Annotated in this window: 12 protein-coding genes; 8 read left to right on the top strand and 4 right to left on the bottom strand. The window is 52.9% G+C overall.

Annotation, left to right across the window (positions count from 1 at the left end; translation table 11 throughout):
* Positions 1-8 precede the first annotated feature (8 nt).
* Both caiA and caiT read right to left on the bottom strand, forming a co-directional pair.
* A complete protein-coding gene (caiA, locus tag FEK46_RS12055) occupies positions 9-1,151 on the bottom strand; it encodes a crotonobetainyl-CoA dehydrogenase (RefSeq protein WP_130217474.1) in 1,143 nt (380 codons plus the stop codon).
* 30 nt (positions 1,152-1,181) lie between these two features.
* Positions 1,182-2,696, bottom strand: a complete 1,515-nt coding sequence (gene caiT, locus FEK46_RS12050; protein ID WP_130221654.1) for an L-carnitine/gamma-butyrobetaine antiporter — start codon at positions 2,694-2,696, stop codon at positions 1,182-1,184.
* Positions 2,697-3,168: 472 nt separating this feature from the next.
* Between caiT and FEK46_RS12045 the strand changes: the two genes are divergently transcribed.
* From FEK46_RS12045 to folA, 8 genes are all read left to right on the top strand, one after another.
* On the top strand, positions 3,169-3,939 hold the full coding sequence (locus FEK46_RS12045) for an electron transfer flavoprotein FixA (protein WP_135493444.1): 771 nt from the start codon (positions 3,169-3,171) through the stop codon (positions 3,937-3,939).
* A 14-nt stretch (positions 3,940-3,953) separates the two neighbouring features.
* The gene (locus FEK46_RS12040; RefSeq protein WP_135560093.1) at positions 3,954-4,895 is read left to right on the top strand and encodes an electron transfer flavoprotein subunit alpha/FixB family protein; all 942 of its coding nucleotides are present in this window, start codon (positions 3,954-3,956) and stop codon (positions 4,893-4,895) included.
* A 50-nt stretch (positions 4,896-4,945) separates the two neighbouring features.
* Complete coding sequence (locus tag FEK46_RS12035; RefSeq protein WP_135560092.1) at positions 4,946-6,232, top strand: FAD-dependent oxidoreductase; 1,287 nt, start codon at positions 4,946-4,948, stop codon at positions 6,230-6,232.
* Complete coding sequence (fixX, locus tag FEK46_RS12030; RefSeq protein ID WP_000203741.1) at positions 6,229-6,516, top strand: ferredoxin-like protein FixX; 288 nt, start codon at positions 6,229-6,231, stop codon at positions 6,514-6,516. The genes FEK46_RS12035 and fixX overlap by 4 nt, the downstream gene beginning before the upstream one ends.
* A 58-nt stretch (positions 6,517-6,574) precedes the next feature.
* A complete protein-coding gene (locus FEK46_RS12025; protein WP_130204863.1) occupies positions 6,575-7,906 on the top strand; it encodes an MFS transporter in 1,332 nt (443 codons plus the stop codon).
* 110 nt (positions 7,907-8,016) lie between these two features.
* Positions 8,017-8,547: a glutathione-regulated potassium-efflux system oxidoreductase KefF gene (gene kefF, locus FEK46_RS12020; protein WP_000600725.1), complete on the top strand. Its 531-nt coding sequence runs from the start codon at positions 8,017-8,019 to the stop codon at positions 8,545-8,547.
* Positions 8,540-10,399, top strand: coding sequence for a glutathione-regulated potassium-efflux system protein KefC (gene kefC, locus FEK46_RS12015; protein WP_135409455.1), 1,860 nt, complete (start codon positions 8,540-8,542; stop codon positions 10,397-10,399). Before kefF ends, kefC begins: the two co-directional genes overlap by 8 nt.
* 193 nt (positions 10,400-10,592) lie before the next feature.
* Positions 10,593-11,072, top strand: a complete 480-nt coding sequence (gene folA, locus FEK46_RS12010; protein ID WP_135409456.1) for a type 3 dihydrofolate reductase — start codon at positions 10,593-10,595, stop codon at positions 11,070-11,072.
* Positions 11,073-11,149: 77 nt separating this feature from the next.
* Here folA and apaH read toward each other — a convergent pair whose 3' ends face one another.
* Positions 11,150-11,992 carry a bis(5'-nucleosyl)-tetraphosphatase (symmetrical) ApaH gene (gene apaH, locus FEK46_RS12005; protein WP_130204871.1) on the bottom strand — a complete coding sequence of 281 codons (843 nt, stop codon included), beginning with the start codon at positions 11,990-11,992 and terminating at the stop codon, positions 11,150-11,152.
* Between the two features lie 6 nt (positions 11,993-11,998).
* Entirely contained in the window at positions 11,999-12,376 is a 378-nt protein-coding gene (gene apaG / locus FEK46_RS12000) for a Co2+/Mg2+ efflux protein ApaG (RefSeq protein WP_130204873.1), read from the bottom strand.

Raw genomic sequence — 12,376 nt, 5'->3', positions numbered from 1 at the left:
GCACGGACTTAGCGGTATTGCTTCAGCACCGCACGACCCAGCGTCAGGATCTGCATTTCGTCAGATCCGCCAGAGACGCGGTCTACACGCAGATCACGCCAGAAGCGGCTGATGCGGTGGTTGCCCGCAATCCCGACACCGCCCAGCACCTGCATTGCGCTATCCACCACTTCAAATGCCGCATTAGCGCAGAAGTATTTGCACATCGCTGCATCACCAGAGGTGATGGTGCCGTTGTCTGCTTTCCACGCTGCTTCATACAGCATGTTTTTCATGGAGTTTAATTTGATCGCCATGTGGGCGAATTTTTCCTGAATCAACTGGAAACGACCAATAGCCTCGCCAAACTGCACGCGCTGGTTGGCGTAGCGCGCCGCATCTTCAAAGGCGCACATCGCCGTACCGTAGTTGGTCAGGGCTACCAGGAAACGTTCATGGTCGAACTCTTCTTTGACGCGGTTAAAGCCGTTACCTTCCCGACCGAACATGTCTTTCTCGTCCAGTTCCACATCGTCAAAGGTGATTTCACAGCAGCTATCCATACGCAGACCGAGCTTCTCAAGTTTGGTCACTTTGATGCCCGGTTTGCTCATATCGACAAACCATTCGGTGTAGACAGGTTTGTCCGGAGAAGCCCCGTCGCGCGCCATCACCACGATGTACGGGGTGTAGGCGCTGCTGGTAATAAAACACTTACTGCCATTAAGATAAATCTTACCATCTCTACGGGTATAAGTCGTTTTCAGGCTACCCACGTCGGAGCCCGCGCCCGGTTCGGTAATCGCTGAGTTCCACATCTGCTTACCGGTACCACGAAACGCCATAATCTTGTCGATCTGCTCTTGTGTGCCTTCACGCAGGATGGTGTTAAACCCGCCAGGCAACTGATACAACACGTAGGTTGGCGCCCCCAAACGACCCAGTTCCATCCACACGGCGGCGAGGGTAACAAACCCCGCATCCAGACCACCGTGCTCTTCCGGGATCAGCAGGCTGTCGATATCCATATCCGCCAGTGCTTTGACAAAACGTTCCGGGTAGACGCTGTCACGGTCGCACTCGGCAAAATAGGCCTCCCAGTTTTCGCTGGCCATCAGTTCGCGGATACCGGCGACAAACAGTTCCTGCTCATCATTTAAATTAAAATCCATCTTTCAACCTCTTGATATTTTGGGGGTTAATTAATCTTTCCAGTTCTGTTTCGCGTCTTTAATAAAGGAGAGCGTCACCATAATGTTGACGAAGAACAGCGGGCATCCTCCGGCGATGATGGCGGTTTGAATCGGTTTCAGGCCGCCGAGCGCCAGCAGAACAATGCCGATAACACCAACCAACACTGACCAGCCGATACGCACCAGCAGCGGCGGCTCTTCGCCGTCGCGTACTTCGCGGCAGGTGGACATCGCCAGGGTGTAAGAGCAGGCGTTAATCAGGGTAACGGTGGCAATAAAGCAGAGAATGAAGAAGCCCCACATGGTGGCAGTGCTGAGCGGCAGAGCGGCCCATGTTTCGATGATGGCGCGCGCCACACCGTACTGTTCGATCAGGTTTGGAATGTTGATGATGTTTTTATCCATCAACAGCAGAGTGTTACTACCAAGTACGGTCCACAGGATCCAGGTGGATGCTGTCAGCCCCATCACCATACCGAAGCACAGTTCACGCACGGTACGACCACGGGAAATACGCGCGAGGAAGATACTCATCTGGATGGCGTAAATCACCCACCATGCCCAGTAGAACACGGTCCAGCCCTGCGGGAAGCCGCCTTTGCCAACGGCATCGGTATAGAACAACATGCGCGGCAGATACATCAGCAACATCCCCACCGAGTCGGTGAAGTAGTTCATGATGAAGCTGGCGCCGCTGACGATGAATACCCAGCCGAGCATCAGGAAACTCAGATAGCTGCGCACATCGCTGGCGATTTTCACCCCTTTTTGCAGACCACAGGCGACGCAGATAGCGTTGAGGATGATCCAGCAGGTAATGATGATAGCGTCCAGTTGCAGGGTATGCGGAATACCAAACAGGTACTGCATACACTCGGTCACCAGCGGCGTGGCAAGACCCAGACTGGTGCCCATTGCGAAGATCAGCGCCACCAGATAGAAGTTATCGACGATAGTGCCAAACAAGCCTTTGGCATGTTTTTCACCGACCAGCGGCACCAGAGTGGAGCTGGGGCGAATCACATCCATTTTGCGGACAAAGAAGAAGTACGCGAAGGCGACGGAAAGGAAGCTGTAAGTGGCCCACGGTAGCGGTCCCCAGTGGAACAAACTGTAGGCCAGCCCCAGTTCTTTCGCGCCAGTAGAGTTTGGCGCTAAAGCAAATGGCGGTGTGGAGATGTAGTAGTAGATCTCAATCGATCCCCAGAACAGTACGGCGGCTGACGTACAGGAGGCGAACATCATAAAGATCCAACTGGCGGTGCTAAACTCTGGCGGCTCGTTACCTAAACGCTTTTTGGCATACGGGCCAAACACCAGCCAGAACCAGCCGAAAAGCATCACCACCATATACCATTCAAATGCCCATCCCCATACATTGGTGACGTAACTGAATACAGCATTAATAACGACATTCGCCGCATCCAGATCCCTTACGGTAAGCCAACAAAGTATGCCAACGATTATTAATGGCGGAAAGAACACCTTCGGTTCTATTCCCGTTTTACTCTTTTCTTTTGTCATGAGTTAATTCCACTGTGAAAACGAATATTTATTTTGCGTTCCCGTTTGTTTTATTTTTGTTAACATTTAATATAATTATTATTAACCTCGTGGACGCGTTAATGGCTAACTCATAATGGGTATTCAATTGGCTGCATTCTGTGATGTAAATCACAGTTTTTCATCGGGTAAAAACAGAGTGTCTTTGTGTAAATATCCATTATTAATCAATATGATGGATTTGATTGTGAGTAAAAAAATAGCATCTGACTTTCAATATTGGTGATCCATAAAACAATATTGAAAATTTCTCTTTGCTACGCCATGTTTTCAATATTGGTGAGGCGCTTAACAATATTGAAAGTTGGATTTATCTGCGTGTGACATTTTCAATATTGGTGATTAAAGTTTTATTCCTGAATTAAAGGACGTGCTATCTGTAATTAACACCACCGATATGAACGACGTTTCCTTCATGATTTCTGGAGATGCAATGAAGATTATTACTTGCTATAAGTGCGTGCCTGATGAACAGGATATTGCGGTCAATAATGCTGATGGTTCGTTAGACTTCAGTAAAGCCGATGCGAAAATAAGCCAATACGATTTGAACGCTATTGAAGCGGCTTGCCAGTTAAAACAGCAGGCGGCAGAGGCGCAGGTGACGGCCTTAAGTGTGGGCGGTAAAGCCCTGACCAACGCCAAAGGGCGTAAAGATGTGCTATCGCGCGGCCCGGATGAACTGATTGTGGTGATTGATGACCAGTTCGAGCAGGCACTGCCGCAACAAACGGCGGCTGCATTGGCTGCCGCGGCACAGAAAGCTGGCTTTGATCTGATCCTGTGCGGCGACGGTTCTTCCGACCTTTATGCCCAGCAGGTTGGTCTGCTGGTGGGCGAAATCCTCAATATTCCGGCAGTTAACGGCGTCAGCAAAATTATCTCCCTGACGGCAGATACCCTCACCGTTGAGCGCGAACTGGAAGATGAAACAGAAACCTTAAGCATTCCGCTGCCTGCGGTTGTTGCTGTTTCCACTGATATCAACTCCCCACAAATTCCTTCGATGAAATCCATTCTCGGCGCGGCGAAAAAGCCAGTCCAGGTGTGGTCGGCGGCGGATATCGGTTTTAACGCGGAGGTTGCGTGGTCTGAACAACAGGTTGCCGCGCCGAAACAGCGCGAGCGTCAGCGCATCGTGATTGAAGGCGACGGCGAAGAACAGATCGCCGCATTTGCTGAAAATCTTCGCAAAGTCATTTAATTACAGGGGATGCTATGAACACGTTTTCTCAAGTCTGGGTATTCAGCGATACCCCTTCTCGTCTGCCGGAACTGATGAACGGTGCGCAGGCTTTAGCTAATCAAATCAACACCTTTGTCCTCAATGATGCCGATGGCGTACAGGCAATCCAGCTCGGCGCTAATCATGTCTGGAAATTAAACGGCAAACCGGACGATCGGATGATCGAAGATTACGCCAGTGTTATGGCTGACACTATTCGCCAGCACGGCGCAGACGGCCTGGTACTGCTGCCAAACACCCGTCGCGGCAAATTACTGGCGGCAAAACTGGGTTATCGCCTTAAAGCGGCGGTGTCTAACGATGCCAGCACCGTCAGCGTACAGGACGGTAAAGCGACGGTGAAACACATGGTTTACGGCGGCCTGGCAATTGGCGAAGAACGCATTGCCACGGCGTATGCGGTACTGACCATCAGCAGCGGCACGTTCGATGCGGCTCAGCCAGACGCGTCACGCACTGGCGAAACGCACACCGTGGAGTGGCAGGCTCCGGCTGTGGCGATTACCCGCACGGCAACGCAGGCGCGCCAGAGCAACAGCGTCGATCTCGACAAAGCCCGTCTGGTGGTCAGCGTCGGTCGCGGCATTGGCAGCAAAGAGAACATTGCGCTGGCAGAACAGCTTTGCAAGGCGATAGGTGCGGAGCTGGCCTGTTCTCGTCCGGTGGCGGAAAACGAAAAATGGATGGAGCACGAACGCTATGTCGGTATCTCCAACCTGATGCTGAAACCTGAACTGTATCTGGCGGTGGGGATCTCCGGGCAGATCCAGCACATGGTTGGCGCTAACGCGTCGCAAACCATTTTCGCCATCAATAAAGATAAAAATGCGCCGATCTTCCAGTATGCGGATTACGGCATTGTTGGCGACGCCGTGAAGATCCTTCCGGCGCTGACCGCAGCTTTAGCGCGTTGATCCACTCTGGCAGGGCTGCATTTCGGCCCTGCCGCTGACAGGGAGTTCTTATGTCCGAAGATATCTTTGACGCCATCATCGTCGGTGCTGGGCTTGCCGGTTCGGTTGCCGCACTGGTGCTCGCCCGCGAAGGGGCGCAAGTGTTAGTTATCGAGCGTGGCAATTCCGCAGGTGCCAAGAACGTCACTGGCGGGCGTCTCTATGCCCACAGTCTGGAACACATTATTCCTGGTTTCGCCGAATCCGCCCCCGTAGAACGCCTGATCACCCATGAAAAACTCGCGTTTATGACGGAAAAGTCAGCGATGACCATGGACTACTGCAATGGTGATGAAACCTCGCCATCCCAGCGTTCTTACTCCGTTTTGCGCAGTAAATTTGATGCCTGGTTGATGGAGCAGGCCGAAGACGCGGGCGCGCAGTTAATTACCGGGATTCGCGTCGATAACCTCGTACAGCGCGATGGCAAAGTTGTCGGCGTAGAAGCCGATGGCGATGTGATTGAAGCGAAAACAGTGATCCTTGCTGATGGGGTGAATTCCATCCTTGCCGAAAAGCTGGGGATGGCAAAACGCGTTAAACCGACGGATGTGGCGGTTGGCGTGAAGGAACTGATCGAGTTACCGAAGTCGGTTATCGAAGACCGTTTTCAGTTGCAGGGTAATCAGGGTGCGGCTTGCCTGTTTGCGGGATCACCCACCGATGGCCTGATGGGCGGCGGCTTCCTTTATACCAATGAAAATACCCTGTCGCTGGGGCTGGTTTGTGGTCTGCATCATCTGCATGACGCAAAAAAATCGGTGCCGCAAATGCTGGAAGATTTCAAACAACATCCGGCCGTTGCACCGCTGATCGCGGGCGGCAAGCTGGTGGAATATTCCGCTCACGTAGTGCCGGAAGCAGGTATCAACATGCTGCCGGAGTTGGTTGGTGACGGCGTATTGATTGCCGGTGATGCCGCCGGAATGTGTATGAACCTCGGTTTTACCATTCGCGGTATGGATCTGGCGATTGCCGCCGGAGAAGCAGCAGCAAAAACCGTGCTTTCAGCGATGAAAAGCGACGATTTCAGTAAGCAAAAACTGGCGGAATATTGTCAGCGTCTGGAGAGTGGCCCGCTACGCGATATGCGCATGTACCAGAAACTACCGGCGTTCCTTGATAATCCACGCATGTTTAACGGCTACCCGGAACTGGCGGTGGGCGTGGCGCGTGACCTGTTCACCATTGACGGCAGCGCGCCGGAATTGATGCGCAAGAAAATCCTCCGCCACGGCAAGAAAGTGGGCTTCATCAATCTAATCAAGGATGGCATGAAAGGAGTGACTGTTTTATGACTTCTCCCGTCAATGTGGACGTCAAACTGGGCGTCAATAAATTCAATGTTGATGAAGAGCATCCGCACATTGTTGTGAAGGCCGATGCCGATAAACAGGCGCTGGAGCTGCTGGTGAAAGCGTGCCCCGCAGGTCTGTACAAGAAGCAGGATGACGGCAGTGTGCGCTTTGATTACGCCGGATGTCTGGAGTGTGGCACCTGCCGCATTCTGGGGCTGGGGTCGGCGCTGGAACAGTGGGAATACCCGCGCGGCACCTTTGGTGTGGAGTTTCGTTACGGCTGATGTTGGTTTGATACGTAACGCCGTACTGACTCTCATTGCAAAAAAACAGGAATAACCCATGCAACCGTCCAGAAACTTTGACGATCTTAAATTTTCCTCTATTCACCGCCGCATTTTGCTGTGGGGAAGCGGGGGGCCGTTTCTGGATGGTTATGTACTGGTAATGATTGGCGTGGCACTGGAGCAACTGACTCCGGCGCTGAAGCTGGACGCTGACTGGATTGGCTTGCTGGGCGCGGGAACGCTCGCCGGGCTGTTCGTTGGCACATCGCTGTTTGGCTATATCTCCGATAAAGTCGGACGGCGCAAAATGTTCCTCATTGATATCATCGCCATCGGCGTGATATCGGTGGCGACGATGTTTGTCTCATCCCCCGTCGAACTGTTGGTGATGCGGGTACTCATCGGCATTGTTATCGGCGCAGATTATCCCATCGCCACCTCAATGATCACCGAGTTCTCCAGTACCCGTCAGCGGGCGTTTTCCATCAGCTTTATCGCCGCCATGTGGTATGTCGGCGCGACCTGCGCCGATCTGGTCGGCTACTGGCTTTATGATGTGGAAGGCGGCTGGCGCTGGATGCTGGGCAGCGCAGCGATCCCCTGTTTGTTGATTTTGATTGGTCGATTCGAACTGCCTGAATCTCCCCGCTGGTTGTTACGCAAAGGGCGAGTGAAAGAGTGCGAAGAGATGATGATCAAACTGTTTGGCGAACCGGTGGCTTTCGAGGAAGAGCAGCCGCAGCAAACCCGTTTTCGCGATCTGTTTAATCGCCGCCATTTTCCTTTTGTTCTGTTTGTTGCCGCCATCTGGACCTGCCAGGTGATCCCAATGTTCGCCATTTACACCTTTGGCCCGCAAATCGTTGGTTTGTTGGGATTGGGTGTTGGCAAAAACGCGGCGCTGGGGAATGTGGTGATTAGCCTGTTCTTTATGCTCGGCTGTATTCCGCCGATGCTGTGGTTAAACACTGCCGGACGGCGTCCATTGTTGATTGGCAGCTTTGCCATGATGACGCTGGCGCTGGCGGTTTTGGGGCTGATCCCGGATATGGGGATCTGGCTGGTAGTAATGGCTTTTGCGGTGTATGCCTTTTTCTCTGGCGGGCCAGGTAATTTGCAGTGGCTCTATCCTAATGAACTCTTCCCGACGGATATTCGTGCTTCAGCCGTGGGCGTGATTATGTCATTAAGCCGTATTGGCACCATTGTTTCGACCTGGGCGCTGCCAATCTTTATCAATAATTACGGTATCAGTAGCACCATGCTGATGGGGGCGGGGATCTCGCTATTTGGCTTGTTGATTTCCGTAGCGTTTGCCCCGGAAACACGTGGGATGTCACTGGCGCAGACCAGCAATATGACGATTCGCAGGCAGCGAGCGGGGTAATTTATTCAGATTTCTCTCTTTTCTGAATCAATATTATTGACTATAAGCCGCGTGAATATATGACTACACTTTGTGGGAAAACAAAGGCGTAAACACGCGGGCTAATAACTATGATCCTCATAATTTATGCGCATCCGTATCCGCATCATTCCCATGCGAATAAACGGATGCTTGAACAGGCAAGGACGCTGGAAGGCGTCGAAATTCGCTCTCTTTATCAACTCTATCCTGACTTCAATATCGATATTGCCGCCGAGCAGGAGGCGCTGTCTCGCGCCGATCTGATCGTCTGGCAGCACCCGATGCAGTGGTACAGCATTCCACCGCTCCTTAAACTTTGGATCGATAAAGTCTTCTCGCACGGCTGGGCTTACGGTCATGGCGGCACGGCGCTGCATGGCAAACATTTGCTGTGGGCGGTGACGACCGGCGGCGGGGAAAGCCATTTTGAGATTGGTGCGCATCCGGGCTTTGATGTGCTGTCGCAGCCGCTACAGGCGACGGCAATCTACTGCGGGCTGAACTGGCTGCCACCGTTTGCCATGCACTGCACCTTTATTTGTGATGACGAAACCCTCGAAGGGCAGGCGCGTCACTATAAGCAACGTCTGCTGGAATGGCAGGAGGCACATCATGGATAGCCATACGCTGATTCAGGCGCTGATTTATCTCGGTTCGGCGGCGCTGATTGTCCCCATTGCGGTACGTCTTGGTCTGGGATCGGTACTTGGCTACCTGATCGCGGGTTGTATTATTGGCCCGTGGGGGCTGCGACTGGTGACCGATGCCGAATCTATTCTGCACTTTGCTGAAATCGGCGTGGTGCTGATGTTGTTTATTATCGGCCTCGAACTCGATCCACAAAGGCTGTGGAAGCTGCGTGCGGCAGTGTTCGGTGGTGGCGCATTACAGATGGTGATTTGTGGCGGCCTGCTGGGGCTGTTCTGCATGTTACTTGGACTGCGCTGGCAGGTAGCGGAACTGATCGGCATGACGCTGGCGCTCTCATCAACGGCGATTGCCATGCAGGCGATGAATGAACGCAATCTGATGATGACGCAGATGGGCCGCAGTGCCTTTGCGGTGCTGCTGTTCCAGGATATCGCGGCGATCCCGTTGGTGGCGATGATCCCGCTACTGGCGGCGAGCAGTGCCTCAACGACGATGGGCGCATTTGCCCTGTCGGCGTTAAAAGTGGCGGGCGCGCTGGTGCTGGTGGTACTGCTGGGGCGCTATGTCACGCGTCCGGCGCTGCGTTTTGTTGCCCGCTCTGGCTTGCGGGAAGTGTTCAGCGCCGTAGCTTTATTCCTCGTGTTTGGCTTTGGTTTGCTGCTGGAAGAGGTCGGCTTGTCGATGGCGATGGGCGCGTTTCTGGCGGGCGTACTGCTGGCAAGCTCGGAATATCGTCATGCGCTGGAAAGCGATATCGAACCATTTAAAGGTTTGCTGTTGGGGCTGTTTTTCATCGGTGTTGGCATGTCGATAGACTTTGGCACGCTGATTGAAAACCCATTGCGCATTGTCATTTTGCTGCTTGGTTTCCTCATCATCAAAATTGCCATGCTGTGGCTGATTGCCCGACCGTTGCAGGTGCCAAATAAACAGCGTCGCTGGTTTGCGGTGCTGTTAGGGCAGGGCAGTGAGTTTGCCTTTGTGGTATTTGGTGCAGCGCAAATGGCGAATGTGCTGGAGCCGGAGTGGGCGAAATCGCTGACCCTTGCGGTGGCGCTGTCGATGGCGGCAACGCCGATCCTGCTGGTGATCCTCAATCGCCTTGAGCAATCTTCTACTGAAGAGGCGCGTGAAGCCGATGAGATCGACGAAGAACAGCCGCGGGTAATCATTGCCGGATTCGGTCGTTTTGGGCAGATCACCGGACGTTTACTGCTCTCCAGCGGGGTGAAAATGGTGGTGCTCGATCACGACCCGGACCATATCGAAACGCTGCGTAAATTCGGCATGAAAGTGTTTTACGGCGACGCCACGCGGATGGATTTACTGGAATCTGCCGGAGCGGCGAAAGCGGAAGTGCTGATTAACGCTATTGATGATCCGCAAACCAACCTGCAACTGACGGAGATGGTGAAAGAACATTTCCCGCATTTGCAGATTATTGCCCGCGCCCGTGATGTCGACCACTACATTCGTTTGCGTCAGGCAGGCGTTGAAAAGCCGGAGCGTGAAACCTTTGAAGGTGCGCTGAAAACCGGGCGTCTGGCACTGGAAAGTTTAGGTCTGGGGCCGTATGAAGCGCGAGAACGCGCCGATGTGTTCCGCCGCTTTAATATTGAAATGGTGGAAGAGATGGCAATGGGCGAAAACGATACCAAAGCCCGCGCGGCGGTCTATAAACGCACCAGCGCGATGTTAAGTGAGATCATTACCGAGGACCGGGAACATCTGTCACTCATCCAACGGCATGGCTGGCAGGGTACTGAAGAGGGGAAACATACCGGTAATATGGCGGATGAACCGGAAACTAAGCCATCGTAATCAGAAAGTGTGATGTAGCACACGCTTTACAGCTAACTATTTGTTTTTATTTCATTGTAATGCGGCGAGTCCACGAACAGATTATGGACTCGCCAGCAAAATAAAAATTTTCCTCAACATCATCCTCTCGCCAGTCGACGAAGGTTTACGCTTTACGTATAGTGACGACAATTTTTTTTATCGGGAAATTTCAATGATCAGTTTGATTGCGGCGCTAGCGGTAGATCGCGTTATTGGCATGGAAAACGCCATGCCGTGGAATCTGCCTGCCGATCTCGCCTGGTTTAAACGCAACACCTTAAATAAACCTGTGATTATGGGCCGCCATACCTGGGAATCCATCGGTCGCCCGCTACCTGGACGCAAAAATATTGTCATCAGCAGCCAGCCGGGTACGGACGAGCGCGTAACGTGGGTGAAATCGGTGGATGAAGCCATTGCGGCGTGTGGTGACGTACCAGAAATTATGGTGATTGGCGGCGGTCGCGTTTATGAGCAGTTCCTGCCGAAAGCGCAAAAACTGTATCTGACGCATATCGACGCAGAAGTGGAAGGCGACACCCATTTCCCGGATTACGAGCCGGATGACTGGGAATCGGTATTCAGCGAATTCCACGACGCCGATGCGCAGAACTCTCACAGCTATTGCTTTGAGATTCTGGAGCGGCGGTAATTTTGTATAGAATTTACGGCTAGTGCCGGATTCGACGCCGGTCGCGTCTTATCCGGCCTTCCTGTATCAGGCTGTGTTTAAGACGCCGCCGCTTCGCCCAAATCCTTATGCCGGTTCGACGGCTGGACAAAATACTGTTTATCTTCCCAGCGCAGGCAGGTTAATGTACCACCCCAGCAGCAGCCGGTATCCAGCGCGTAAATACCTTCCGGCGTACCTTTGCCTTCCAGCGATGCCCAGTGACCAAAGGCGATGCTGTACTCTTCAGCGACAGGGCCAGGAATCGCAAACCACGGTTTCAGCGGGGCAGGGGCTTCTTCCGGCGATTCTTTGCTGTACATATCCAGTTGACCGTTTGGAAAGCAAAAGCGCATACGGGTAAAGGCGTTGGTGATAAAACGTAATCGCGCCAGACCACGCAAATCTGGTGACCAGTTGTTCGGCATATCGCCGTACATGGCATCGAGGAAGAAGGGGTAAGAGTCGCTTGACAGTACCGCTTCTACGTCACGTGCGCACTCTTTCGCGGTCGGTAAGTCCCACTGCGGCGTGATCCCCGCGTGGGCCATCACCAGCTTTTTCTCTTCATCGATTTGCAACAAAGGCTGACGACGTAGCCAGTTAAGCAGTTCATCGGCATCAGGCGCTTCCAGTAGCGGCGTGAGACGATCTTTGGGTTTGTTGCGGCTTATGCCTGAAAACACGGCCAGCAGATGCAGATCGTGATTGCCCAGCACCAGACGGACGCTGTCGCCTAAGGATTTCACATAGCGCAGAACATCAAGCGAACCAGGACCGCGCGCAACCAGATCGCCCGTCAGCCAGAGAGTATCTTTCCCAGGGGTAAATTCCACTTTATGCAGCAATGCGATCAGTTCATCGTAACAGCCATGAACATCGCCAATAAGGTATGTCGCCATAATTTTTTAATGAATGAATATTGGAACGGCGAGTCGGAATACGGGAATGTCGATGATAAAGGGAACGCCGTTCTCATCAATCATTTCGTAGTGACCCTGCATGGTGCCCAGCGGCGTTTCGATAATCGCGCCGCTGGTATACTGGTACTCTTCGCCAGGCGCGATATGCGGTTGGACGCCCACCACACCTTCGCCCTGGACTTCTGTTTCACGGCCATTACCGTTAGTGATCAGCCAGTAACGCCCCAACAACTGCACTGGCGCTCGCCCCAGATTGCGTATGGTTACGGTATAAGAAAAAACGTAACGTTCGTTATCAGGTGAAGATTGTGCCTCAATATAGACGCTTTGAACCTGAATACACACTCGGGGCGAATTGATCAT

Source organism: Escherichia sp. E4736 (genome assembly GCF_005781225.1).
Taxonomy (GTDB): Bacteria; Pseudomonadota; Gammaproteobacteria; order Enterobacterales; family Enterobacteriaceae; genus Escherichia.
This window is presented reverse-complemented; position numbering and strand designations above follow the sequence as displayed.